16 protein-coding genes are annotated in these 25,128 nt (G+C 61.4%); 5 read left to right on the forward strand and 11 right to left on the reverse strand.

The window, feature by feature from the left end; translation table 11 throughout:
- Positions 1-41 precede the first annotated feature (41 nt).
- A complete protein-coding gene (locus tag J4862_RS03410; protein ID WP_211789331.1) occupies positions 42-1,127 on the reverse strand; it encodes a GDP-L-fucose synthase in 1,086 nt (361 codons plus the stop codon).
- A 2-nt stretch (positions 1,128-1,129) separates the two neighbouring features.
- Complete coding sequence (gmd, locus tag J4862_RS03415) at positions 1,130-2,200, reverse strand: GDP-mannose 4,6-dehydratase (protein ID WP_211789332.1); 1,071 nt, start codon at positions 2,198-2,200, stop codon at positions 1,130-1,132.
- A gap of 778 nt (positions 2,201-2,978) precedes the next feature.
- On the opposite strand from gmd, the gene J4862_RS03420 reads away from it, so the two are divergent.
- The 3 genes from J4862_RS03420 to cobM are packed head-to-tail and all read left to right on the forward strand — an operon-like array spanning position 2,979 to position 6,684.
- A complete protein-coding gene (locus tag J4862_RS03420; RefSeq protein ID WP_211789333.1) occupies positions 2,979-4,280 on the forward strand; it encodes a Na+/H+ antiporter NhaC family protein in 1,302 nt (433 codons plus the stop codon).
- 12 nt (positions 4,281-4,292) lie between these two features.
- Entirely contained in the window at positions 4,293-4,832 is a 540-nt protein-coding gene (locus tag J4862_RS03425; RefSeq protein ID WP_211789334.1) for a GNAT family N-acetyltransferase, read from the forward strand.
- Positions 4,833-4,869: 37 nt separating this feature from the next.
- Positions 4,870-6,684 carry a precorrin-4 C(11)-methyltransferase gene (gene cobM / locus J4862_RS03430; RefSeq protein ID WP_211789335.1) on the forward strand — a complete coding sequence of 605 codons (1,815 nt, stop codon included), beginning with the start codon at positions 4,870-4,872 and terminating at the stop codon, positions 6,682-6,684.
- A gap of 419 nt (positions 6,685-7,103) precedes the next feature.
- On the opposite strand, the gene dprA is transcribed toward cobM, so the two are convergent.
- The 9 genes from dprA to eno all read right to left on the reverse strand — a co-directional run bounded on the left by dprA (position 7,104) and on the right by eno (position 22,996).
- Positions 7,104-8,240 (reverse strand): DNA-processing protein DprA, encoded by a 1,137-nt coding sequence (dprA, locus tag J4862_RS03435; RefSeq protein ID WP_211789336.1) that lies wholly within the window; start codon positions 8,238-8,240, stop codon positions 7,104-7,106.
- Positions 8,241-8,361: 121 nt separating this feature from the next.
- The gene (locus tag J4862_RS03440) at positions 8,362-10,716 is read right to left on the reverse strand and encodes a family 20 glycosylhydrolase (RefSeq protein ID WP_211789337.1); all 2,355 of its coding nucleotides are present in this window, start codon (positions 10,714-10,716) and stop codon (positions 8,362-8,364) included.
- A gap of 97 nt (positions 10,717-10,813) precedes the next feature.
- Complete coding sequence (gene glyA, locus J4862_RS03445; protein ID WP_211789338.1) at positions 10,814-12,091, reverse strand: serine hydroxymethyltransferase; 1,278 nt, start codon at positions 12,089-12,091, stop codon at positions 10,814-10,816.
- A 705-nt stretch (positions 12,092-12,796) separates the two neighbouring features.
- Positions 12,797-14,137, reverse strand: coding sequence for an ABC transporter permease (locus J4862_RS03450; RefSeq protein WP_211789339.1), 1,341 nt, complete (start codon positions 14,135-14,137; stop codon positions 12,797-12,799).
- Positions 14,130-15,065: an ABC transporter ATP-binding protein gene (locus tag J4862_RS03455; protein WP_211789340.1), complete on the reverse strand. Its 936-nt coding sequence runs from the start codon at positions 15,063-15,065 to the stop codon at positions 14,130-14,132. The genes J4862_RS03450 and J4862_RS03455 overlap by 8 nt, the downstream gene beginning before the upstream one ends.
- A gap of 30 nt (positions 15,066-15,095) precedes the next feature.
- Complete coding sequence (locus J4862_RS03460; protein WP_211789341.1) at positions 15,096-16,580, reverse strand: DUF4836 family protein; 1,485 nt, start codon at positions 16,578-16,580, stop codon at positions 15,096-15,098.
- A 421-nt stretch (positions 16,581-17,001) separates the two neighbouring features.
- Positions 17,002-20,241 carry a carbamoyl-phosphate synthase (glutamine-hydrolyzing) large subunit gene (carB, locus tag J4862_RS03465; RefSeq protein ID WP_211789342.1) on the reverse strand — a complete coding sequence of 1,080 codons (3,240 nt, stop codon included), beginning with the start codon at positions 20,239-20,241 and terminating at the stop codon, positions 17,002-17,004.
- 33 nt (positions 20,242-20,274) lie between these two features.
- The gene (gene carA / locus J4862_RS03470) at positions 20,275-21,348 is read right to left on the reverse strand and encodes a glutamine-hydrolyzing carbamoyl-phosphate synthase small subunit (protein ID WP_211789343.1); all 1,074 of its coding nucleotides are present in this window, start codon (positions 21,346-21,348) and stop codon (positions 20,275-20,277) included.
- 367 nt (positions 21,349-21,715) lie between these two features.
- On the reverse strand, positions 21,716-22,996 hold the full coding sequence (eno, locus tag J4862_RS03475) for a phosphopyruvate hydratase (RefSeq protein WP_211789344.1): 1,281 nt from the start codon (positions 22,994-22,996) through the stop codon (positions 21,716-21,718).
- Positions 22,997-23,557: 561 nt separating this feature from the next.
- Here eno and J4862_RS03480 point away from each other — a divergent pair.
- Together J4862_RS03480 and J4862_RS03485 are read left to right on the forward strand one after the other, a co-directional pair.
- Positions 23,558-24,424, forward strand: a complete 867-nt coding sequence (locus J4862_RS03480) for a YitT family protein (RefSeq protein WP_211789345.1) — start codon at positions 23,558-23,560, stop codon at positions 24,422-24,424.
- Between the two features lie 11 nt (positions 24,425-24,435).
- Positions 24,436-25,110, forward strand: a complete 675-nt coding sequence (locus J4862_RS03485) for a peptidylprolyl isomerase (protein ID WP_211789346.1) — start codon at positions 24,436-24,438, stop codon at positions 25,108-25,110.
- Positions 25,111-25,128 lie beyond the last annotated feature (18 nt).

The raw sequence follows: 25,128 nt of genomic DNA on the forward strand, positions 1-25,128 counted from the left end.
ATGAAGAGCGGAGGGGACTATGGAGGGATTAGATCGGGAGGCTAGTGCGTCAGGTACCAGTCGTAGAGTCGTGCCACGCCCTCCTCGATCTCCACGCTATGGCGCCAGCCTAGGGCGTGGAGCTTGTCGACGGAGCAGAGCTTGCGCATGGTGCCGTCGGGCTTGCTGCTGTCCCAGCGGAGCTTGCCCTGGTAGCCTATGGTGCGGGCGATGAGCTCGGCCAGCTCGCGGATCGAGAGTTCGCGGCCGCTACCGATGTTGATGTGGCAGTTGCGGATCTCCTTGCTCCCCTCGGGGTAGAGGTCGGCAAAGTCCACATGCTCCAGCACGTAGAGCGAAGCGGCAGCCATATCCTCACTCCAGAGGAACTCACGCAGGGGCTTGCCCGAGCCCCAGAGCTCGATGCGGTCGGCGTGGATGCCGAAGCGGGCGAGCAGCGCCGAGAGCTCGGCTTCGCTGGCCGTGCCCGCTTCGCCTGCTACGGGACGCTTCTGGAGGTCGGCGCGCACGGCAGCCCAGTCCCCGAGGCCGAGGCACTTGGAGAGGTAGATCTTGCGTATCATGGCGGGCAGGACGTGGCTGTTCTCGAGGTGGAAGTTATCGTTGGGCCCGTAGAGATTGGTCGGCATGACGGCGATGTAGTTGGTGCCGTACTGCAGGTTGAGGCTCTCGCAGAGCTTGAGCCCCGCGATCTTGGCGATGGCGTAGGGCTCATTGGTGTACTCCAGTGGGCCCGTGAGGAGCTCGTCCTCGGTGATGGGCTGCTTGGCCTCGCGCGGATAGATGCAGCTGCTGCCCAGGAAGAGCAGATCCTGCACGCCGTGGCGGAAGCTCTCGCCGATGACGTTCTGCTGGATCTGGAGGTTCTGGTAGATGAAGTCCCCGCGGTAAGTGTTGTTGGCGAGGATCCCCCCGACGTGGGCGGCGGCGAGGATGACGACCTCGGGCTGCTCTGTGTCGAAGAACTCGCGTACAGCCACGGGATCCAGCAGGTCCAGCTCGGCATGCGTGCGCCCGATGAGCTGGGTGAAGCCGCGGGACTCGAGCTGGCGCCAGATGGCCGAGCCTACGAGGCCGCGATGTCCTGCGACGTAGATCTTGGTACTAGGGTTTAGCTTGGTCTTCATCTTTACAGTGCTCTTTGGCCCTTGCGGACGTAGTCCATGTCGTGGGTGACCATGAGGCGGACGAGTTCGTCGAAGCTAGTCTTCTGCGGGTTCCAGCCCAGCAGCTGCTTGGCCTTGCTGGGGTCACCGAGCAGCGTCTCTACCTCTGCAGGGCGGAAGTACTGGGGATCGACCTCCACGAGCACGCGCCCCGTAGCCTGGTCGATGCCGCGCTCCTCTATGCTCGAGCCCTCCCAGCGAAGCTCTATACCCGCCTCACGGAAGGCCTTCTCCGTGAACTCGCGTACCGAGTGCTGCTCGCCCGTGGCGATGACGAAGTCCTCGGGCTGGTCGTGCTGCAGCATCAGCCACATGCACTCCACGTAGTCACGTGCGTAGCCCCAGTCGCGCAGGGCGTCGAGGTTGCCCAGGTAGAGCTTGTCCTGCATACCCTGGGCGATGCGTGCCGCCGCCAGCGTGATCTTGCGCGTGACGAAGGTCTCCCCGCGGCGCTCGCTCTCGTGGTTGAAGAGGATGCCATTGACGGCGAACATCCCATAGCTCTCTCGGTAGTTCTTCGTGATCCAGTAGCCGTAGAGCTTGGCCACGCCGTAGGGCGAGCGGGGATAGAAGGGTGTCGTCTCGCGCTGGGGGATCTCCTGGACGAGGCCGTAGAGCTCCGAGGTCGAGGCCTGATAGATACGTGTGCGCTGCTCGAGGCCGAGGATACGCACGGCCTCCAGTAGGCGCAGCGTGCCCGTAGCATCCACCTCGGCGGTGTACTCAGGGACGTCGAAGGAGACCTTGACGTGGCTCTGGGCGGCGAGGTTGTAGATCTCGTCGGGCTGGATCTGCTGGATGATGCGGATGAGCGAACTGGAGTCGGTCAAGTCCCCATAATGGAGGTTGAGCGCGCGCCGCTGCTTCATGTCGCGCACCCACTGCTCGAAGTAGAGATGCTCGATGCGCTCGGTGTTGAAGGAGGAGGAGCGGCGGATGATGCCGTGTACCTCGTAGCCCTTCTCGATGAGTAGCTCCGCGAGGTAGGACCCGTCCTGCCCCGTCACGCCCGTGATCAGTGCGACCTTAGCCATATATATAATGTATCGTGTTGCTTGTGTTGGTTTGCCTGCAAAGATACGCTATTTCGCAGAGCTCCTCGGGCCTAAGTGCGGCACGGATGCTCCCCTCTAGAGGCAGCGGCGAGCAAGGCTGCGCGTCTCGACCCTTGCCTTGGGCGCGAGCGGCCTCCTAAGGGCTGCCCCTCGAAGGGCTGTAAGGCGCTCTATAAGTCCGCCCTAGGGGCGTCGTAGCCTCGAGCGGCTAGGGGCGGGGGAAGTGCTCTCTAGGCAGACAACTACCCTTTCTCTAGGGGTGGAAGAAGGCGCTCTCCGCAGGGGGCAAAATTTCCGTCCGCAAGGCGTCAAATTTTTGTGCGGAAGAAAATTTCCTGCCCTGCGAAGGGCGTCACGACGCGCTCCGCAGCGGACTGCCCTTGCCACTAGGCTGGAGCGGCTGCTCGAGTCGGCCGCGGACTTCGCCCTCGCCTACGGGGGGAGGGCAGGGCGGGATGAGCCTCGTCGGGACGCGGGCAGTGGGGGAGGGGTGTGAGGGATATCCGTCAGGCGGCTGAGGGACGTCAGTCAGGCCACTCACGGATATCCGTCAGGAGGCCGAGGGCTAGCCCTCACGGAGCTGAGGCTAGGCTCGCACCTCACTGTACCCTCGCCTAGCCCTTGCTGAGCAAGGAATTTGGGGGGCTCCTCGCCAAAAGCTGTACCTTTGTGGGCGATTGCTTCGAGGAGGCGCGTGCTTGAGCCCGCGCTCGCTCCGTAGCTCTATTAGCTTAGTCTTCCCCTTCGCCCAAGACCTATGTCGCATCACCCCAATACTTCGCCCCGCTCGCTGGGTTGGCTCGGTCTGAGTCCGCTCTTTGTCTTCCTCGCCGTCTACCTGCTCAGCTCGCTGCTCTCGGGGGACTTCTACCGCATGCCCATCGCGGTGGCTTTCCTCGTGGCTTCGGGCTACGCGCTGCTGATTACCCGCGGGGTGCGTCTGGAGGAGCGTATCCGACAGTTCTCCCACGGGGCGGCCGACAGCAATATCCTCCTGATGATATGGATCTTCGTGCTGGCGGGGGCCTTCGCCCAGGGGGCTAAGAGCATGGGCGCGATCGATGCGACGGTCAATACCATCCTCAGCTTCCTGCCCTCCTCCTTTCTGCTGCCGGGGCTCTTTATTGCCTCCTGCTTCATCTCGCTCTCCATCGGGACGAGCGTCGGCACGGTGGTGGCACTAGTGCCCATCGCACTCGGGGTGGCGGATAATCTCGGCCTCTCGGACGCCTATGTCGCAGCCATCGTGACGGGCGGCGCCTTCTTCGGGGACAACCTCTCCTTCATCTCGGACACGACGATTGCCGCCACACGGACGCAGGGCTGCAGTATGCGAGATAAGTTCCGCGTCAACCTCGGGATCGTCCTCCCCGCAGCCCTCATCGCCCTCGTGGTCTACCTGCTGCGCGGGATAGACCTGCCCGAACCGAAGTTCGTCGAGCCGGGCTCCTTCTGGCTCATGCTGCCCTACCTGCTGGTCCTCATCTCGGCGCTGGCGGGGGTGAACGTGCTTCTAGTCCTCGGCATCGGCATCCTCTCCAGTGGCCTCATCGGCGTGCTGACGGGGGCCATCGCTCCCTGGGGCTGGGTCGCCGCGCTAGGCGAGGGGATAAGCGGCATGGGCGAGCTCATCATCGTCACCCTGCTGGCGGGGGGGATGCTCGAGCTGATCCGCTACAACGGCGGTATCGACTACCTGCTCTCCAAGCTCACCCGCCGCATTAATGGCAAGCGCGGGGCGGAGCTCACCATCGCCGCCCTCGTCTCCGTAGCGAACCTCTGTACGGCCAATAACACCATAGCTATCCTCACCACAGGTAAGGTGTCCCGAGAGATCACCGAGCGCTATCAGCTCGACCCGCGCAAGACGGCCAGCATCCTCGATACCTTCTCCTGCCTCGTCCAAGGGCTCATCCCCTACGGCGCACAGCTACTCCTGGCCTCCAAGCTCACGGGTGTCTCGCCCATCGCCATCATCCCGCACCTCTACTATCCCTTCATCATGGGCGGCATGGCGCTGCTCTCCATCCTGCTGCGCTACCCCCGTCGCTACTCCTAGCCCCCTAGCCTCATGTCTACCATCCAGCTACAGCTCCTCGGCCTCGACGATAGGACGCCCGAGCATCTGCGTGCCGCCTACGAGGCCGCCTTCCCGCCTGAGGAGCGCCGCCCTTGGGAGGAGCTCTTCGCTCTCGAGGGCTCGCGGCACCACGTCTGCCTCGTGCAGCAGGCAGGGCAGGCGATAGGCCTGGCCGTCGGCTGGGACCTCCCGAGCGCCCGCTACTACGAGTATCTGCTCATCGCCCCCGCCTATCGTGGGCAGGGGCTAGGCGCGGAGGTGGTGCGCCTCCTGCAGGAGCTGAACGAGGCTACCCGTCCCTTCGTCCTGGAGTGCGAGCCTAGGGGCTACAGCCCTGAGGCCGAGCGCCGCCTGGCCTTCTACGCCCGCCTGGGGCTCGACCCACAGCCCTACGACTACGTGCAGCCCCCCTACGGCGAGGGTCTGCCCTGGGTGCCTCTGCACCTGCTCTCTGACCGCAGCCTCGAGCTCGAGACCTACGAGCAGATACGCCGTGATATCCATCAGTATGTCTATAAGGTGATGCCCTAGCGGCGTCGCACGACCCATATTAACCAAAGGAACTCTAATGACAAACCTTGCTATCCTCGCCGTCTCGCCTCAGGGCATACAGACGGCACAGCCTATCCTCGCTGCCTATCCCCAGGCGCGCCTCTTCTCCACGCATCAGGGAGCAGGGGTGACGCAGATCGATCATATACAGAGCTTCGTCTCGGAGCACTTCGCTGAGTACGAGGGCTGGATCTTCATCGGAGCTATGGGCATCTGCGTCCGCAGCATAGCTCCCCTCATCGGGCATAAGTACAGCGATCCTGCAGTCATCAACATCGACAGCACGGGGCGCTTCGTCGTCTCCGTCCTCTCGGGACACGTCGGCGGGGCCAACGAGCTGACGCACGAGCTGGCAGGACTGCTGGGCGGCGAGGCTGTCGTCAGCACCCAGACCGACAATACGGGCCTCTGGGCCCTAGACCTGCTGGCCAAGAAATACGGCTGGCAGCAGTTCACGCACGAAGGTGGGCTCAATCGCCCCATAGCCCATTACACCAATGGTGAGCGTACGGCGCTGCTGCTGGAGGTCAAGGATAAGGGCACCTTCTACCTCGAGCGTACCAAGGCCCCCCACGTCGATGTCTACTACGACCGTACGGAGCTACGCGAGGAGGACTATGCCCTCATCATCGTCGTCTCCCCACGCCACTACGAGACCTCGCACCCCTGGATCCAGTACGTGCCGCGTGTGCTCTCCCTCGGGATGGGCTGCCGCTATCAGTGCGAGCCTACAGACATCGTCGCCTACATCCTCAGCGAGGTACGCCGACTGGGCTATTACCCCGAGGCTATCGGCCAGCTCTCGACGATTGACCTCAAGAAGGACGAGCCGCTGCTGAGAGAGCTGGAGGCGACCCTAGGGCTCACGGCGCAGATCTATACGGCCAAGGAGCTGGCGCCCGTCGAGGTCGCCAATCCCTCGGAGTACGTGCGCAAGGTGACGGGCGTCTGGGGCGTCTCGGAGAGCTGTGCTCGCTACGCTGCCGACCTCGGGCCGCTGGTCATCGAGAAGCAGAAGGGTATGCTGCATAATGGCAATGACTTCACCTTCGCCCTAGCGCTCGACCGTGCTGCCGGGCGTCGTGGCCACATCGAGATCGTCGGTGCAGGGCCTGGCGACCCCGACCTCATCTCCATCCGCGGACGCCAGTGGCTGGAGCATGCTGACCTCATCCTCTACGCGGGGAGCCTCGTGCCGAAGGCCCTGACGCTCTGTGCCAAGGCAGGAGCCGTCGTGCGCAGCTCGGCGGACATGAACCTCGAGGAGCAGTTCGCCCTGATGAAGGAGTTCTACGACAAGGGGCTCTTGGTCGCGCGCCTGCATACGGGTGACCCTTGTATCTACGGTGCGATCCAGGAGCAGATGGCCTTCTTTGACGAGTACGGGATGAACTACCACATTACCCCAGGGATCTCCTCCTTCCAGGCAGCGGCAGCCGAACTCCGCTCGCAGTTCACCATCCCCGAGAAGACGCAGACCATCATCCTCACACGCGGCGAAGGGCGTACCGCTATGCCCGAGAAGGAGAAGCTACACCTGCTGGCGCGCAGCCAGAGCACGATGTGCATCTTCCTCAGCGCGGGGATCGTCGATGATGTACAGGCTCAGCTGCTGGAGCACTACCCCGAGGATACGCCCGTGGCAGCCTGTTATCACCTGACTTGGCCCGACCAAGCGATCTACCGCGGCGTGCTCAAGGACCTGGCGAAGATCGTGCATGAGCACAAGCTGACGCTCACGACGATGATCGTCGTCGGTGAGGCCATCGACAACCGCAAGGGACTCTCGCGCCTCTACGCCGATGAGTTCAAGCACCTCTTCCGCCGCTAAGCCCTCCGCTCAGAGGCTGCGGTAGGAGCGCTCCGTCGGGCCGCTCCTTGGGGCTAAGTGTAGGTAATGCGGCTCCTCAGCCGAGCCTCTCACGATAGGCCCCGAGGGCGTGGAGCAAGCTCAGCGCCTGCCCTAAGCTCTGCGAGGGATGTCCCTCAGCCCGCTGACTGCTATCCCTCACGCTCGTGACGGGCGCCCCTCAGCCTCCTGACTGATATCCCTCAGAGCTCCGCCCCTGAGGCTTGCGCCTGGCTAAGCGCAAGCTCGGAGCTACAGCTCCTCAGCCTCTCGCCGCTTTATACACAAGGACAGCGCCCCGTGGGATCTCGTCACACGGGGCGCTGTCTTTGTGTCCTGGCGCACCTGCTGCGCTGTCGTGAGGGCGGATGCACTTAGCCCTCGGCTACCCACTCTAGCCCCTAGGCAAGGCGGTAGCTATCTCCAGGGAGGGTGACGATGCGGCCCTCGAGCTCGAGGTCAAGCAGCTCCTCGCTCAGCTGCGACATAGGGCGGCCAAGCGCTCGCGCTAGCTCGTCTAGACTGAGCGCCCCTTGGTCGGCGAGCAGCTGCAGGAGCGGATCGTCGTAGTGTGGGCGAGGGGCTGGCGCTGCTGGCTTTGCTTGCTCGGGCTGGGGCCTTGGGCTGGGAGTGCTTGTCCCCAGCCAACTGAGGGCGTCGAGGAGGTCGCTCGCCGTGCTCAGGAGCTGTGCCTCGCCGCGCTTCAGCAGCTCGAGGCAGCCTGCGCTCTGCTCGTCCGTGATGCGTCCTGGGAGGGTAAAGACTTCGCGACCATAGCTGAGGGCGAGCCGTGCTGTGGAGAGCGAACCGCTGCTTAGCCCCGCCTCGGGGAGGATGGTTGCTACGCTCAGCCCAGCGATGATCCTATTGCGCGCGACGAACTGCTTACGCTGCGTTGGCGTGCCTGGCGGATACTCACTGACCAGTACCCCTCCGCTCGAGAGGATACGCTCCGCCTCGGGGCGGTGGACGCTGGGGTAGAGGCGATCCAGCCCATGCGCCAGGACGGCGACGCAGGGCGTCCCCAGCTGCAGCGCCCGTCGGTGTGCCTCGATGTCGATGCCATAGGCCAGTCCGCTGACGATGGGGCTCTGCGGAAGGACTTCGCTGAGCTCGGTGACGATACGTCCCGTCATCTGCAGGCCGTAGCTACTGGCTTGTCTTGTACCCACGATACTGATGAGGGGCGCCTGCTGCAGCACTTCGCTCGCCCCACGCGCATAGAGGATGAGGGGGGCGTCGGGGCATTCGGCCAGAGCCTGGGGGTAGTTGGGATCTAGAAGGAAGAGCGGCGTCAGAGCCAGCTGCTGGCAGCGCTCGAGGAGTCTGTCTGCCTCACAGAGGATCTGGGCCGACTCGAAGAGCACACGTACTCTGCGCTGCATGCGCGGGAAGTGCTGGTCGAGGAGCTGTGGCTCGAGGAAGGGCTGGCTGATGTCCTCGAAGCATGCTCCGAGGGTGCGCACATGCTGCGGCCCCACACCAGGCATGAGGGCAAGGGCGAGGGCATAGCGTAGCTTAGGGTCAAGGGTGATCATGGTAGGAGGCTAAGGAAAGATGGCGACAGACGCAGCACGCAGGGGTGCAGGTCGGTCGCCATCCTTAGTGTGATCGCACTAGCTCAGCGCTGGGGCTAGCACTAGGGGTGTGGGGGTATGCTTAGTGGGCCAGCATCTCAGCGGTGACGGTGCTGAACTTAGCGTCCTCCAGCTTGCGGTACTCGACCTTGGTGTCCTCCCAGTAGGTGGGGAAGCCTCCACGTACGGCACCGACGAAGACGAACTTCACGCGGTGCCAGCCTGCCTTGAGGGCACGGCTCTTGTCGCGACGGCTGAACTTGGACGTCTCGCCTGAGTTGTCGATGAAGAGCTCGCCGTCGAGGTACATCTGGTCAAGGTTGGTGGAGAAGACATAGCTACCATCTGCGGGGATCTTGATATAGCCCTCGCCGACGACGGCCTTGCGCTTGATCTCGTCCATGTGGTTATTCAGCCTATCGGGACGCAGCTCCTGCGTGGTCTTGACGACGCCCTCCGTCCAGTTAGTCGCGGAGGCGAAGTCCGCCGCACTGTAGTAGTTGCCGACGGAGGTCTTGGTGCGCAGGCCAGGCGTAGGCGTGGTGAGCTCGACGGCAGGCGAGAGGCTCTGCTTGTCGAAGGTGATGGCGCGTACGCGGCTCAGCTTGCCCGAGGGCAGTACCGAGGCGACCTTGACGACCAGGCTCTTCGAGATGTGCAGGGGCTGGGTGTAGGTCTGGGACTTGGCCGTAGGCTCGCTGCCGTCCGTCGTGTAGACGATGCGGATGGGGCGCGTGGTCTGGAGCGTGAGGCTGGTGGTGTCGGTGAAGGCTACGTAGCTCAGCGAGGCGCTCTGACGGCTACCGGGCAGGGGCTGCTCGGGCAGCGGGATGTGGTAGTTGACCTTATGCTGGTCGAGGCGCACGTAGGCATTATCCAGGCGACGCTCGAAGTCCTTGTAGTTCTTCTTCTCCAGCGGCGTCCATACGGCCTCCGCCAGGGCGATCTCGCGGGGGAAGGCACGGTACTGCATCAGCGGTGTCGTGTAGAGGTACTCCGCCCAGAGGTTGGCCTGCGCGCCCTTGATGTGGTGGCGCTTGTCTGGCGCGATGGCCTCGGGGATGGGATTGTAGGAGTAGACCTTCTCCAGCGTAGAGTAGCAGCAGATGGCTACGGGCTCGATCTTGGGGTCACCCTGGTAGTGGTCGATGTAGAGACCGCCGCTACCGGGAGTCATGATGACGTCGTGTCCCATGTTGGCTGCCTGGATGCCGCCCTTCTCTCCCTGCCAGCTCATGACGGTGGCCGTGGGGGCTAGGCCGCCCTCGAGGATCTCATCCCAGCCGATCAGCTTCTTGCCGTAGCGCGCCAGCATCTTCTCGGCACGACGGATGACATAGCTCTGTAGCTCGTGCTCATCCTTGAGCCCTTCGTCTTTGATACGCTTCTGACAGTTGGGGCACTCCTTCCAGCGGATCTTGGGGCACTCATCCCCCCCGATATGGAAGTACTGGCCTGGGAAGAGGGGGACTACCTCGTCGAGGACGTCCTGGATGAACTGGAAGGTCGATTCCTTACCCGCGCAGAAGACGTCCTGCTCTACGCCCCAGATGTTGCGCACCTGATAGACGCGGCGGTAGGGGAAGCAGGTCAGCTCAGGATAAGAGGCGATAGCCCCCATGGCATGGCCTGGTAGCTCTACCTCGGGAACGATGGTGACGAAGCGGTCGGAGGCGTACTTGACGATCTCCTTGATCTGCTCCTGAGTATAGTAGCCACCATACTCCTTGCCGTCGCCCTCGATACGCTTGGAGCCGACACTGGTCAGGCGAGGGTACTTCTTGATCTCGATGCGCCAGCCCTGATCCTCCGTGAGGTGCCAGTGTAGACGGTTGATCTTGAACATGCTCAGGAGGTCGATGTGCTGCTTCATATCCTCGACGGTGAGGAAGTGGCGGCAGACGTCGACCAGCGCACCGCGGTACTCGAAGCGGGGTTCGTCCTGGATGGTGACCGCAGGGATGCTCCAGCGTGTCGTCTTCACGAGGCTAGGGGACTCGACCTCAGCAGGCAGGAGCTGCAGCAGGCTCTGCATCCCATAGTAGAGGCCTGCGCCCGTGCGGCCTACGACCTCGACCCCGCGGGGGCTGCTCTTGAGCTGGTAGCCCTCGTGCCCAAGCGGTAGGCTGGGATCAATGCGGAGGTAGATCGCTCCGGGCTGAGCACTAGAGGAGGAACGAACGGGAAGCTGGTAGCCCGTGGAGCGCTGGAGCTTCTCGGCGAAGAAGCGCGCGATGATGTAGGCGGAGTCGCCCTGGGCCAGCAGCGGGGTCTTGGCCGTGAGGGCGAAGCTCCCCTTGCCCTGGATGAGTTCCTTGGGCTGTGGGATGATATTGATCCCTTGGTTGTAGGAGGCAAGGGAGGTCTTCATGGGTGCAGCCGTCGCGAGGTAGCCCAAGCTAAGGGCACAGGCTAGGCTGACGAAGAGCTTGTTCATTGATCGTGGTCTTGAGTGTCTATAATGGGGAAGGCTCAGAGAGCCCAGCCAGCGTGAGGCTGGAGCTCTCTGAGTCCTCGACGAATCAGCAGTGCTGCTAGTAGGCGAACATGGGATAGGTGACCATCAGCTCGTTGACCTCACGACGTACGGCAGCGATGACAGCCTCGTCCTCAGGGGCGGAGAGCACGCGGTCGATGAGCGATACGATGTAGTCCATCTTGTCCTCCTTGACGCCGCGCGTGGTGATGGCAGGCGTACCGACACGGATGCCCGAGGTCTGGAAGGCCGAGCGGGAGTCGTAGGGCACCATATTCTTGTTCACCGTGATGTCGGCAGCTACCAGTGCCTTCTCGGCGACCTTACCGGTGAGCTCAGGGAACTTGCTGCGCAGGTCGATCAGCAGGCAGTGATTGTCCGTGCCGCCCGAGACGACGCCATAGCCACGGCGTACGAAGGCCTCACCCATGACCTGGGCATTCAGCTTGACCTGACGGCCGTACTCCTTGAAGGAGGGCTGGAGGGCCTCATAGAAGGCCACAGCCTTAGCTGCGATGACGTGCTCCAGTGGGCCGCCCTGCACACCTGGGAAGACAGCGGAGTCGAGTAGGGCAGACATCTTCTTGATCTCACCCTTGGGCGTGGTCTTGCCCCAGGGGTTGTCGAAGTCCTTACCCATGAGGATGATGCCCCCACGAGGACCGCGCAGCGTCTTGTGTGTCGTGGAGGTCACGATGTGGGCATACTTCACGGGATTCTCCAGCAGGCCTGCTGCTATGAGCCCAGCGGGGTGCGCCATATCGACGAGGAAGATCGCCCCGATCTTATCCGCGAGAGCACGGATGCGGGCGTAGTCCCATTCGCGTGAATAGGCCGAGCCCCCAGCGATGATCAGCTTGGGCTTGTGCTCCAGGGCGCGCTGCTCCATCTGCTCGTAGTCTACGTAGCCCGTATCCTCGCGGACGTTATAGTCTATCGCCTTGTAGAGGAGCCCCGAGCTATTGACGGGCGAGCCGTGAGAGAGGTGCCCGCCGTGAGCGAGGTTGAGCCCCATGAAGGTGTCTCCGGGGTTGAGGCATGCCAGGAGCACAGCCATATTGGCCTGAGCCCCTGAGTGCGGCTGCACGTTGGCCCACTCGGCGCCGAAGAGCTCCTTGATGCGGTCGATGGCGAGCTGCTCGGACTGGTCGACCACCTCGCAGCCACCATAGTAGCGCTTGCCAGGGTAGCCTTCGGCGTACTTGTTCGTCATGCAGCTGCCCATGGCCTGCATGACCTCATCGCTGACGAAGTTCTCCGAGGCGATGAGCTCAATGCCCTTGAGCTGGCGTTGGTGCTCCTCTTCGATGAGCTTGAAGATTGCTGAGTCGTTCATAGTTCCCTTAGTTGTTGATGATGTATAGAGGTGGGGCGTAATGTCCTCACCTAGCCCCTCGGGAGAGGCTAGGACAAAGATAAGGATACCTCCGTAATTATCCTAGCCCGCGCGGCCTAAAATTTAGAGCTCGCCTCCTCATTAGCGAAGAGCTGGTCTGCTAAGCCTAGAACCTAGGCTGTGAGCCTTGGCGAACGCGAGGTCGCAGCGGCGTAAGCACCTTCGTCTAAGGGAGCTCGAGCAGGCTCGTATCTAGGCTAAGAAAACTAGCTCAAGCCCGGTCAGCGAAGGTTGAGAGGCAAGGGAGCGAGGCCTGAGCTAAGGGCGAGCTCGGTGAGGGTTATCCCTCAGCTCGCTGACTCATATCCCTCGGGCTCGTGACCGACGTCCCTCAGCGAGTCCACTGATATGCCTCAGCTGAGCACCAGCCTTAGCCGCAGCGTGCCTAGGTATGGGTCGTCGCCCGAGCGGAGCAAGGAGGATGTGGCCTTGCAGTAGCTGCGCTGCCTGCTTCCTCCTAGCTCAAAGATGGCTGAGGCTTCGGGCGAGGAACTTGGCCTTCCTAAGACTGAGGTGCTTCGAGCCTCCTCCTTGCTCCCCTTTGTCCGAGTATGAGCGAAGCCCCGAGTACCATGCTGTACTTGGGGCTTCGTATTCGAGGTAGGGGAATGAGGGAGCCTGGCTTGGCCTCAGTCCTCTAGGCGGCTAGCGGTAGCGGAGCCAGCGCCAGAGCTCCTTGAGGCCGGGGCGCTTGCCGTAGAGTAGGATCCCTGTGCGGTAGATGCGCCCTCCGAGGTAGCTCGTGCCGACGAAGGAGGCGTAGAGCAGCGAGAGGCTCAGAGCCAGCTGCCAGAGCGGTACGCCGAAGGGGAGGCGTACCATCATCACTACGGGCGAGGTAAGCGGGCACATCGAGGTCCAGAAGGCCAGCGAACCGTTGGGGTTCTCTGCCCCAGCCATCCCCGCATACATGGAGAAGACCAGCAGCAGTACCAGAGGCATCATCAGCTGGCCTGCCTCCTCATCCGAGGAGACTGTCGCGCTCATCGCCGCCAGGATGGAGGCAAAGAAGAGGTAGCCCCCGACGAAGTAGAGGAGGAAGGAGATTAGGATGCCGACATAGTCCAGACGAGCCAGCTGGCTGAGGATGGCGCTCCAGCCCTCGGTAGAGGCCGCCGCGGCCAGCTTGGGGTCGAGCGATATCCCTAGAGCGTGTGTCGCTACTCCCGCACCTACGAGGATGAGCAGCGCCCAGATGAGGAGCTGGAGGATGCCGACGAGTCCGATCCCGATGATCTTGCCCATCATGAGCTGCTGCGGGCTCACGGAGGAGACCATGATCTCGACGATACGGCTCTTTTTCTCCTCCTGCACGCCCTGCAGCACCATCCCGCCGTAGGTCATTATGAAGAGGTAGCTGAGGAAGGTCAAGACGATGCCCACGATGCTGAGGACCTCACTCTTGGTCTCACGGCCTCCTTGGGGAAGTTGGTTCCCAGCTGCGGAGAGCTCCTCTCCTCCTTCGTCTCCGCCGCCATCAGCAGGCTCGATCTCATCCCAGCGATAGGTGCGTACCTGGATGTGCGCCTGCGTCTTGGCGATGGCCTCGCGTAGCTCGGGGATGTGATAGGAGGCGATGCGCTGCTGCGTCACATACTCCGATAGTCGGGCACTCAGCATACGCTCCAGCCCGAGCGGTAGCTGCTGGTGCGAGAAGAGCTGCACCGCCTCGGGGTGTACACTGAGGTCATCGGTAATGGCGAGGATGGCTGGAGCGGAACTTCCCCCCTCGGTCTTGTAGCTGTCGAGCGGCTTGTCCCCAGGGATGAAGCGATAGGTCTCGTCGCTCTGGAAGAGGGGGGCGTACTGCCCGGTAGCATCGAGGACGATGATCTCCTGCCGCTCCTTGCCCGCCTTGCTGAGCCAGATCGGGGTGGCCCCGATCCCCAGCATGAGGATGGGGAAAAGGAGGCTCATGACCCAGAAGGATCTCATGCGGATGCGCGAGCGGAACTCCCGCTCGATGACGAGGTATAGCTTATTCATGAGCGAGAGGATGGCTGAGGGACTGACTGACGGCGCTGAGGAAGATCTCATGCATAGAGGGTAGCTCTCGCTCGAGGCTGCACAGCTCGAGTTCCGCAGGGAGGCTCGAGACGAGCTCACGTAGGGAGAGCCCCTCGGCATCGAGCCACAGAAGGCCGCCCATGCTGGAGGCCTGCCGCTCTAGGATACGGACGTCGGAGGTGACGGACGGGGGGAGCACTCCATCATAGGCCAGGCGTACGCGTCCCGTGCTGTAGCTGCGACGTACCTCCTCGGTCTGCCCTCTGAGGACGATCTGCCCCTGATTGATGAGGACGATGTCGTCACAGAGCTCCTCGACGCTCTGCATGTTGTGCGTCGAGAGGATGATGGTCTTGCCCTCAGCCTTGAGGCGGAGGAGCTCCTGCTTGAGGAGCTCGGCGTTGATGGGGTCGAATCCGCTGAAGGGCTCGTCCATGATGAGGAGCTCAGGGTCGTGGAGCAGGGTGCAGACGACCTGCACCTTCTGCTGCATCCCCTTGGAGAGCTCATTGACGCGCTTATCCCACCAGTCGGCCCCCTCGAGCCGAGCGAGGAGCTCGCGGGCTCCTCGCTCGGCTTGGCTACGACTCATCCCCTTGAGTCGAGCCAAGTAGACGATCTGCTCCCCGACCTTCATCTTAGGGTAGAGCCCACGCTCCTCGGGTAGGTAGCCGATACGGCTGAGGTCCTGCTGCTGCAGTAGGTGGCCGTCGAAGAAGACCTCGCCGCGGTCGGGCGCTGTGATCCGGTTGATGATGCGTATCAGGCTGCTCTTGCCCGCGCCATTGGGCCCTAGAAGGCCTAGGATACGCCCTTGGCGCGCGCTGAGCGATACCTGATCGAGGGCGACCTTGGTATCGTAGTGCTTCGATACCATGTCGATCTCTAGGAGGCTGGGAGCTGTCATAGAAGGGTGTCGATAATCAGTGGAGGAGGGCTAGAAGGCCTCGAGGACGGTGTCTAGAACGAACTGGAGCGCGTTGTCCTTCGTCGAGAGCTGTAGGGTGACCTCGCCCTGCGTCCTGTCCGCGACCATGAGGACGTACTGTAGCTTCTGTAGGCGCTGGTAGGCTACAGGCTTGGTCATAGCCTGGAACAGAGGGGTGAGGAAGGAGCGCTGGATAAACTGCTCGAGGTCGAAGAAGAGGTAGGCATGCTTGCCCTTGATCTGCTCGGCGTAGACAGGTGTAGGGCGGCCAACCTGCGGCTGCAGGAGCTCGCCGACACGTGCACTGCTGATCAGGTAATTGATCCCATTGCGATGCCCCATGTCGAAGGTCATCCCATCATGCTGTATACGGTACTGATGCGCTCCTGTAGAGTCTACTGCAGCGAGTCCTTCCGACCCGATCCACTTGGCTACGCTATCTATGGCGTCGGGCTGTGTGCTCTCTGCATAGGCATAGGCATTATTGCTAGACCCAAGCTCGGAGATGGCCAAGACCCCCTCTCCACTGATGAGGGAGTTGAGGAGCATCATATAACCCAACTCTTCTGTATTAGATGTCGCGACTAGGCCTAGCTTCTTCATAGCTGCTGCCATGTTACTATTGATGCCGACTACGAGGTCGGGGGACTTGGGGAGATACTTGTCGAGGGAGCCCGTGATGCTCTGGGCGTAGATGAGCTTCATCCTATTCTCGATCCTTTGCTGTTCTACCTTGTCCTTGTATACGGGCTGTGCTGTGACACGCAGTCGTCCCGATTCAAAGTTCGCTCCGAAGACCATCTTACTCACCTCTGTGGCGGCGTAAGCTGGCAGCGTCGAGCTCTTGTCGAGGCTCTTTAAGTCTAGGTAGATACGGATATCGCCCTTGGTCTGCTGGAGCTGCTCGAAGTACTTCGTCTCAGCGAAGGACTGCCCTTTCTTCGGCTTCATCGTCTCCTGGAGGAGTTGCTTGATCTGTGTGCCGACCTCAGGGACGGCGATGAGGAGCGTCTTCTTGTCGTAGGCTACGATCTCTTGCTCCTCAGGACCCGACTTGGGACTAAGTAGGGTGTAGCCCTGCTCCTCTGTCTGCTTGAACTCTGTACTGCTGAAGAGCTTCTTGAGCTGCTTCTCGAGATCGTCGCGGTCGCTTACGCGCATCAGAAAGGCCGCCTTGGCACGCGGGCTATGATAGAAGTAGATGGGGGAGCGGAGGTCGATCCCTAGCTTCTGAGGCTCAGAGAGGAGGCTCTGTAGGAAGGGCTTGGTATCGGGCGATACGAGTCCTTTCTCCAGCGCTTGCTGGATCTTGGCCTTGCGCGTCTTGTCCTCTAGGCCAGCCTTCTGCGCTAGCTGGTCGAGGTGGATGGCGGTGACGAGCTCAGCATCTCGAGGGATAGCCTGCTCGTAGGAACTGGACTTGCTGCAGCTCGCTAGGAGGAGGATACCTAGGCCTAGGGTGCATGCCGTGCGGTGTAGACGTGTGATGTACATAGTGTTTCCTTTTAGAATGAGTGTATTCCGTGCTGTAAATGTAGTAATTCTATAGCAATCTAAGCTGCAGCCTTCCCTCGTCGCTTAGTGTGCTGTCGCATGGGGGCAAAGGTGACCTAGCCCAAGTGTAGAGGAGGAGCAAGCAGACAGGGGGTAGAGACCTGCTGGGGACTCGAGCAAAGGGAGCTAGAAGCCCCAGCAAGGTGACAGCGTAGTCCCAGCTTCGCGAGGGATATCAGTCAGGGAGCTGAAGGCTATCCCTCACGCCCGTCACTGACGTCTCTCAGCCCCCTGACTGATATCCCGCATGGAGGCTCAGCCTAGAGCTACATAAGGCTGAGCCTTAGCCTAGGCTATAATGCAACTCGCCCCTAGATGTACTGTGACATCTAGGGGCGAGTAGGCAATGTAGGGAGCGGGCTTACTTGTACTCAGACCAGCTCTTGATCTGGAGCTCCTCGACAGGGAGCGTGCAGAAGGAGGTGATGAAGGCCGAGGCCAGGCGCGCGTTGGTCAACAGCGGGATGTTGAGGTCGATGGCAGCACGTCGTAGGCGGTAGCCATTGGTGAGCTCGCCTGCGGTGAGGTTCTTGTTGATATTCACTACCATGTCGATCTTCTTCTCGTGTAGCAGGTCCAGTGCCTGTGGGTGCTTGCCCTCATCGGTCGGCCAGTAGACGAGCGTGGAGGGGATGCCGTTCTCAGCCAGCATGTCGTGCGTGCCCTGCGTCGCGTAGAGCTTATAGCCACGGGCGTGCAGCAGCTGGGCCGCGTCGAGCATGTCGACCTTCTGCTTGTAGCCTCCCGTGGAGAGCAGCACGCTGCGCTCGGGGATGCGGTAGCCGACGGAGAGCATGGACTTCAGCACCGCCTCGTTGGTATCGTCACCGAGACAGCCGACTTCCCCCGTGCTCATCATATCGACCCCGAGGACGGGGTCTGCCTTCTGTAGGCGTGCGAAGGAGAACTGGGAGGCCTTGATCCCCACGTAGTCGAGGTCGAAGGCACTCTTATTGGGCTTCTCCACGCGCTGACCCAGCATGATGCGGGTCGCCAGCTCGATGAAGTTAATCTTGAGCACCTTGCTGACGAAGGGGAAGCTACGGGAGGCGCGCAGGTTACACTCGATGACCTTGATCTCATTGCCCTTGGCGAGGAACTGGATGTTGAAGGGACCCGAGATGTGTAGCGCCTCGGCGATCTGGCGACTGATGCGCTTGATGCGGCGCACCGTCTCGACATAGAGCTTCTGCCCTGGGAACTGGATGGTGGCATCGCCCGAGTGTACCCCTGCAAACTCGATATGCTCGCTGATGGCGTAGGCTACGATCTCACCGCGCTGGGCTACGGCGTCGATCTCGACCTCCTTGGCGTGCTCGATGAACTGGCTTACGACCACGGGGTGCTCCTTCGATACATCGGCTGCGAGCTCGAGGAAGCGATAGAGCTCCTCCTGATTGGAGCAGACATTCATCGCAGCCCCCGAGAGGACGTAGCTGGGACGTACGAGTACGGGGAAGCCCACCTCCTCGATGAAGCTGTCGATATCGGAGAGGCTGGTGAGCTCCCGCCAGCGGGGCTGGTCGATCCCGAGGCTGTCGAGCATGGCGGAGAACTTGTGTCTGTCCTCGGCGTTATCAATGTCCTCGGCCTGCGTCCCGAGGATGGGGATACGCTGGGAGTGGAGCTTGAGGGCAAGATTATTGGGGATCTGTCCGCCCGTCGAGAGGATGACGCCGCGCGGGGTCTCTAGGTCAAGGATATCTAGGACGCGCTCGAAGGTCAGCTCGTCGAAGTACAGCCTATCGGTAATGTCGTAGTCGGTGCTGACGGTCTCGGGATTGTAGTTGATCATCACCGAGCGGAAGCCCTGCTGACGGATCGTCTGCAGCGCATTGACACCGCACCAGTCGAACTCTACCGAGCTGCCGATACGGTAGGCGCCCGAGCCGAGGACGACGACCGAGCGTGCATCCCCCTCGTAGTCAATGTCGCTCACCGTGCCGCTATAGGTAAGGTAGAGGTAGTTGGTCTCGGCGGGGTATTCGGCCGCGAGGGTGTCGATCTGCTTGACCACGGGTACGATGCCGAGCTTCTTGCGCAGGGCGCGCACCTCGAGCGCCTCCTTGTCCCGAGCCTTGATACCCTGAGCCTCGAGGACGAAGCGAGCGATCTGGAAGTCCGAGAAGCCCTGGCGCTTGGCGTGGCGCAGCAGTTGCTGGGGTAGGGCTGCGATACTTGTCTGCTGGTGCAGCTCCTCTGAGGTGCGCACGATGCTCGACAGCTTGTCGAGGAACCAGCAGTCGATCTTGGTCAGCTGGTGGATCTGCTCCACGCTATAGTCAGCACGCAGTGCCTGGCTGATGGCGACGATGCGGGTGTCGGTCGGGGCCTTCAGCGCCTCGTCCAGCTCGGCACCCGAGAGCTCCTTGGTATTGTTGCCCACGAAGCCGTGCATGCCCTGGCCGATCATACGTAGCCCCTTTTGCATCGCTTCCTCGAAGGTGCGGCCTATGGCCATCACTTCGCCGACGGACTTCATGCTACTGCCGAGCTCGCGGGAGACGCCGTGGAACTTGCCGAGGTCCCAGCGGGGGATCTTGCACACGACATAGTCCAGAGCGGGCTCGAAGAAGGCAGGCGTGGTCTTGGTCACCGAGTTCTTGAGCTCGAAGAGCCCGTAGCCGAGGCCGAGCTTGGCGGCGACGAAGGCCAGCGGGTAGCCCGTCGCTTTGGACGCCAGAGCCGAGGAGCGCGAGAGGCGCGCATTGACCTCGATGACGCGGTAGTCCTCACTGTCGGGGTCGAGGGCATACTGCACATTGCACTCGCCGACGATGCCGATGTGACGGACGATGCGGATGGCGATCTCGCGGAGCTTGTGGTACTCGTTGTTGGTCAGCGTCTGCGAGGGAGCGATGACGATGCTCTCCCCGGTGTGGATGCCGAGGGGGTCGAAGTTCTCCATATTGCAGACCGTGATGCAGTTGTCGTAGCGGTCACGGACGACCTCGTACTCGACCTCCTTCCAGCCCTTGAGACTCTTCTCGACGAGCACCTGGGGGGAGAAGGCGAAGGCCTTGCTGCAGAGCTCGTCCAGCTCCTGCTCGTTGTCACAGAAGCCACTGCCGAGCCCCCCGAGGGCATAGGCCGCGCGGATGATGACGGGGTAGCCGAGGCTGGCGGCTGCCCGGCGTGCCTCCTCTAGGGTCTCCGCTGCATGGCTCTGGATGGTCTTGACAGAGATCTCGTCCAGCTTGCGGGCGAAGAGGTCTCTGTCCTCCGTGTTCATGATGGCCTCGACGGGGGTACCGAGCACCTGCACCTGGTACTTGTCGAGGACGCCACTCTGGTGTAGGGCGACGCCGCAGTTGAGTGCCGTCTGTCCGCCGAAGGCCAGCAGGATCCCCTGAGGGCGCTCCTTCTCGATGACCTTCTCGATGAAGAAAGGCGTCACGGGGAGGAAGTAGATCTCATCGGCTATACCCTCCGAGGTCTGTACGGTGGCGATATTGGGGTTCACGAGGACGGTGTGGATCCCCTCCTCACGCATGGCCTTCAGCGCCTGCGAGCCCGAGTAGTCGAACTCCCCAGCCTCACCTATCTTGAGTGCTCCAGAGCCGAGGAGCAGCACCTTCTGTATCTTGTTCTTGTCGCTCATATCCTTGGTAATCGTTTAGTCGTAGTGTCGTGCCTAGAGCAGCTGGAGGAACTCCTCGAAGATGAAGACCGTGTCGGTCGGCCCGCTGCAGGCCTCGGGGTGGAACTGGGCTGAGAAGTAGGGGAGCGTCTCGTGGCAGATCCCCTCGTTGGTGCCGTCGTTGAGGTTGATGTACTTGGCGCGCCAGCCTGGGCCGAGCGTGGAGGCATCCACTGCGTAGCCGTGATTCTGGCTGGTGATGTAGCAGCGCGTCGTGCCGACCTCCTGCACGGGCTGATTGTGACTGCGGTGGCCGTACTTCATCTTCGTTACCTTGGCGCCAGCGGCTGCGGCGAGGAGCTGATTGCCCATGCAGATGCCGCAGATGGGCTTCTTGCGCTCCAGCGCCTTGCGGATGTGCTCGACGGTGATGCTGCACATATTGGGGTCACCGGGTCCATTGGATAGGAAGAGCCCATCGTAGTCGATCTGGTTGAAGTCATAGTCCCAGGGCACGCGGTAGAGGGTGATCTCGGGGCGGATAAGGTTGCGGATGATGTTGTTCTTGGCGCCGCAGTCGACGAGGACGACCTTCTTGGGACCATTGCCGTAGACCTGTACCTCCTTGGGCGAGACCTCCGCTACGAGGTTGCGTGCGTTGGGGTCGTCGAAGGGGATGTCTGTCCCTCCCTCGAGGATGATCTTACCCTTCATCGAGCCCTTCTCTCGGAGCGTCTTCGCCAGCTCCCGGGTGTCGATGCCCGTGAGGCCGAAGACCTGCTCGCTGCGTAGCCACTGGCCGAGCGAGCTCTGAGCGTTCCAGTGGCTGTGCTCCTCGGAGTAGTCGGAGACGATGATGCCAAGGGGATGGATCCTGTCGCTCTCGCGGAAGTAGGCGATCCCGTGCTCGTCGAGCTGGGGGGAGGGTACGCCATAGTTACCTACTAGGGGGTAGGTCATTACGAGGATCTGCCCGCGGTAGCTCGGGTCGGTAAAGCTCTCGGTGTAGCCCGTCATAGCGGTAGTGAAGACGACTTCGCCTGCTACGGGGGCCTCGTGGCCGAATGCGTAGCCTTCGAAGCGGCTACCATCATCGAGGATCAGCGTGGCTCTTTTGTACTCTTGCATAGGACGTGTATATATGAAGGTAGGTGAGTGACTACTGCGCTACCAGACCCCTAGATAAAGAAAAAGCCGCCTCGCAAGCAGTGCTTGACGAGCGGCCTCTATATCTTGTCATGCTCTCGGGGAGCAAGGATCTAAGTATCATCGTATCGGTGTAGATTAGTGATAGCGGGGGAGGCTAAGCGCCTGCCCTTTCGGGCAAAGGTACGCAAAAAAGCCAAGATGGCAAGCCCCAGCGCCGTGCCCTAGCCTAGAGGGCCAGCACCGCCCCTAATGCAGCGAGGCTCGCCTCAGAGGAGATCATCCTCCGAGGCGAGCCTCGCTTGTCTTAGCCGCTAGCCCTAGGGCAGGCGGCTAGGCTAGGGCAAGCCTACTTGATGCGCTTGTAGCCGTAGACAGCCAGGTCACCGAGTTCCTCTTCGATGCGGAGGAGCTGGTTGTACTTAGCCATACGGTCGGTGCGGCTGAGCGAACCGGTCTTGATCTGGCCAGAGTTCGTAGCGACAGCGATGTCAGCGATCGTAGCATCCTCGGTCTCCCCAGAGCGGTGCGAGGTGACAGAGGTGAAGCCGTGGCGGTGAGCCATATCGATCGCGTCGAGGGTCTCGGTGAGCGTACCGATCTGGTTGACCTTGATGAGGATGGAGTTACCGCAGCCCTCGGCGATACCACGACGGAGGTACTCGACATTCGTCACGAAGAGGTCGTCACCTACGAGCTGGATCTTCTTGCCGAGCTTATCGGTGAGCTTCTTCCAGCCTTCCCAGTCGTTCTCAGCCATACCGTCCTCGATGGAGTCGATAGGATACTTCTCTACGAGCTCGCTGAGGAAGGCTACCTGCTCGTCGATGGTACGCTTGACACCGTGCTCACCTTCGAACTTGGTGTAGTCGTAGATACCATCCTTGAAGAACTCAGAGGAGGCGCAGTCCATAGCGATCGTGATGTCCTTGCCAGGTACATAGCCAGCCTTCTCGACAGCCTTGAGGATAGACTCGATAGCGTCCTCCGTGCCATTGAGGGCAGGGGCGAAGCCACCTTCGTCACCTACGGCCGTGCTCAGACCGCGGTCATGCAGTACCTTCTTGAGGGCGTGGAAGACCTCAGCACCCATGCGGAGACCTTCGCGGAAGCAGCATGCACCGACAGGGCGGATCATGAATTCCTGGAAGGCGATAGGAGCATCCGAGTGCGAGCCCCCGTTGATGATGTTCATCATGGGCACAGGCAGTACGTAGGTGTTGGTACCGCCGATGTAGCGATAGAGGGGGATGTCGAGGTACTGGGCAGCAGCCTTAGCCACGGCGAGCGAGACGCCGAGGATAGCGTTAGCGCCGAGCTTGCTCTTGGTCTTGGTGCCGTCAAGGGCGATCATCTTGAGGTCGATCTCACGCTGGTTGAGGGCGCTCATACCATAGAGCTCAGGGGCGATGACGTTGTTGATGTTCTCAACAGCCTTGAGGACGCCCTTACCGAGGTAGCGGTCCTTGTCTCCGTCACGGAGCTCCAGAGCTTCGTTTTCCCCTGTGGAGGCACCACTAGGTACAGCAGCGCGGCCGATGATGCCGCTAGCCAGATGTACGTCTACCTCTACGGTAGGATTCCCACGCGAGTCGAGGATCTCGCGGCCGACGATCTTAATAATTTCCATATCTAAACTAGAATTAGTAAATCTGATACTAAGGCAAAGATACAAATCTTAGCGCAAACTAGAACTAATTATTTAATCGCTCTGCTCAGCCCCCGCTTGGAGCCTCGTCCTAAGGCCTTGCGAAGCATCCCTTTTCCTTTGCTTTAGCGCCCTTCCCAGTGAGCTGCGGGGCTGCTTCGAGCCCCTTCCGTTGGGTTGCTGCTGGGCCCCTTAGCGCCCTCCTCCTCCCCCAGAGCGCAGGCTGACGGATATCCCTCAGCGCTCTGACTGCTATCCTTCAGGCTCGTGAGGGACGTCCCTCAGCCTCGTGACTGATATCCCTCAGCGAAGCCCTCCCTTAGCCCTCAGCACAGCGCGTAGCCGCCCCGCCTACCGCGCCTTACTCCTGGGGCTTCGTCGCGTGCCACCCCTTCCCTCCAGTTGGCCTCCTTTCTCGTGAGGCTGGAGCAGCGCAGAGCCCCTTTGCCCAAGGCATAGAGCGTATGCACTAGATGACTTATCTTTGTGAAGGCGCTCGGGACACCGGCGCCCGAACACCTATACTAAGCACATCTCATCAAGATGCCGAAAATCAATGCGAAGCAGGTCCTCACAGACGCTGCGCTGATCCTCTTCGGATCCTTCTTCCTCGCCGTAGGCTACAGCCTGTTCTTGACGCCAGCGCATATCAGTCCTGGTGGTGTGTATGGTCTGGCTATGGTGCTGCGCGAGCTCGCCAAGACGCTCTTCGGCCTAGATCTCGGTGTCGGGACGATCGCCCTCTTCTTCAACATTCCTCTCTTCCTGCTCGCGATGCACGGCCTGGGTAAGTGGTCGGCGGTCAAGACCGTCGTCACCTTCCTTCTCGTCGCCCTCTTCTCTGACCTCATCGAGCTGTGGGCGGCGGGCAAGCCTCTGGTTGAGGAGCCCATCCTCTGCAGCTTCTACGGCGGCGCCATCCTCGGGATCAGCGTCTGGATGATCTTCCAGGCACAGAGTACCTGTGCGGGCACGGACACGTTGGCGCGCGTACTCTCACGCATGTTCAATACGAAGGTGGGGACGCTCATCATGATTATTGACTCGCTGATCGTCCTGCTCGGGCTGTGGGTCTTCGAGGACTGGAAGGTGCCCCTCTACTCCTGGATCGCTATCTTCATCTACAGTAAGGTCGTCGAGGCACTGCAGCCGCAGAATCCCCACAAGTCAGTCTTCATCATCTCTGACCGTATGGAGGAGCTCCGTGAGCAGCTCGTCGGACGTATGGGCGTACGTGGGACCTTCCTCCACGGCAAGGGGATGTACACGGGGCAGGAGCGTGAGGTGCTCTTCATCATCATCCAGCGCAAGAACTTCCAGCCACTCAAGAACCTCGTCCTCGAGCTCGACCCCAAGGCCTTCATCACCACGGCCGACGCCTCCAACGATACCCTTCCCATCCTCATCTGATCTCTATCGCTATGCTTCACCGCTGTCTACTCGGCCTCGCGGCCCTGCTCCTCTCTGCTGCCTCGCTCCTAGCGCAGGCGCGCCCTCAGGTACTTGTCGAGACCTCCAAGGGGCCCTTCATCCTCGAGCTCTTCAATGAGACGCCCATCCATCGGGATAACTTCCTCCGCCTCGTCGACAGCCGTGCCTACGAGGGTGTGCAGTTCCACCGAGTGATCAAAGACTTCATGATCCAGACGGGGCACCTCGGTACGAAGGGGCTCAATCGTGATGCTCCGCTGCCTCAGGACTCTACTGAGGGCACGATCGCAGGCGAATTCCATCCCGAGCTTTTCGTCCACGTCCGTGGGGCCCTCGCAGCTGCCCGTCAGCCCGACGATATCAATCCCGAGATGCGCAGCTCGGCCTGCCAGTTCTACATCGTCACGGGCAAGTACTACACGGACTTCGACCTCAAGGAGCAGGAAGCGGGGCGGAGCTGGAAGTACAGCGAGGAGCAGAAGAAGCAGTATATGTTTGAGGGCGGAGCTGCCCACCTCGATGGCACCTACACGGTCTTCGGTCGTCTGCTGGACGGCTGGGGGACGGTAGACAAGATCCAGCGCCTCGAGACGGACAACGAGGACCGCCCGCTGAAGAACGTCATCATCAAGCGCATGAGTCGCTATACGCCTAAGGCGAAGTAGGCAAGCAGACAAAAGGCG

Origin of the sequence: Porphyromonas sp. oral taxon 275, assembly GCF_018127745.1 — a bacterium.
In the GTDB taxonomy this organism is placed as follows: domain Bacteria; phylum Bacteroidota; class Bacteroidia; order Bacteroidales; family Porphyromonadaceae; genus Porphyromonas.

What these genes read in the sequence shown, in the direction of transcription:
- J4862_RS03410 (WP_211789331.1), bottom strand. Translation starts at nt 1,127, where the DNA reads ATGAAGACCAAGCTAAACCCTAGTACCAAGATCTACGTCGCAGGACAT.
- gmd (WP_211789332.1), bottom strand. Translation starts at nt 2,200, where the DNA reads ATGGCTAAGGTCGCACTGATCACGGGCGTGACGGGGCAGGACGGGTCC.
- J4862_RS03420 (WP_211789333.1), top strand. Translation starts at nt 2,979, where the DNA reads ATGTCGCATCACCCCAATACTTCGCCCCGCTCGCTGGGTTGGCTCGGT.
- J4862_RS03425 (WP_211789334.1), top strand. Translation starts at nt 4,293, where the DNA reads ATGTCTACCATCCAGCTACAGCTCCTCGGCCTCGACGATAGGACGCCC.
- cobM (WP_211789335.1), top strand. Translation starts at nt 4,870, where the DNA reads ATGACAAACCTTGCTATCCTCGCCGTCTCGCCTCAGGGCATACAGACG.
- dprA (WP_211789336.1), bottom strand. Translation starts at nt 8,240, where the DNA reads ATGATCACCCTTGACCCTAAGCTACGCTATGCCCTCGCCCTTGCCCTC.
- J4862_RS03440 (WP_211789337.1), bottom strand. Translation starts at nt 10,716, where the DNA reads ATGAACAAGCTCTTCGTCAGCCTAGCCTGTGCCCTTAGCTTGGGCTAC.
- glyA (WP_211789338.1), bottom strand. Translation starts at nt 12,091, where the DNA reads ATGAACGACTCAGCAATCTTCAAGCTCATCGAAGAGGAGCACCAACGC.
- J4862_RS03450 (WP_211789339.1), bottom strand. Translation starts at nt 14,137, where the DNA reads ATGAATAAGCTATACCTCGTCATCGAGCGGGAGTTCCGCTCGCGCATC.
- J4862_RS03455 (WP_211789340.1), bottom strand. Translation starts at nt 15,065, where the DNA reads ATGACAGCTCCCAGCCTCCTAGAGATCGACATGGTATCGAAGCACTAC.
- J4862_RS03460 (WP_211789341.1), bottom strand. Translation starts at nt 16,580, where the DNA reads ATGTACATCACACGTCTACACCGCACGGCATGCACCCTAGGCCTAGGT.
- carB (WP_211789342.1), bottom strand. Translation starts at nt 20,241, where the DNA reads ATGAGCGACAAGAACAAGATACAGAAGGTGCTGCTCCTCGGCTCTGGA.
- carA (WP_211789343.1), bottom strand. Translation starts at nt 21,348, where the DNA reads ATGCAAGAGTACAAAAGAGCCACGCTGATCCTCGATGATGGTAGCCGC.
- eno (WP_211789344.1), bottom strand. Translation starts at nt 22,996, where the DNA reads ATGGAAATTATTAAGATCGTCGGCCGCGAGATCCTCGACTCGCGTGGG.
- J4862_RS03480 (WP_211789345.1), top strand. Translation starts at nt 23,558, where the DNA reads ATGCCGAAAATCAATGCGAAGCAGGTCCTCACAGACGCTGCGCTGATC.
- J4862_RS03485 (WP_211789346.1), top strand. Translation starts at nt 24,436, where the DNA reads ATGCTTCACCGCTGTCTACTCGGCCTCGCGGCCCTGCTCCTCTCTGCT.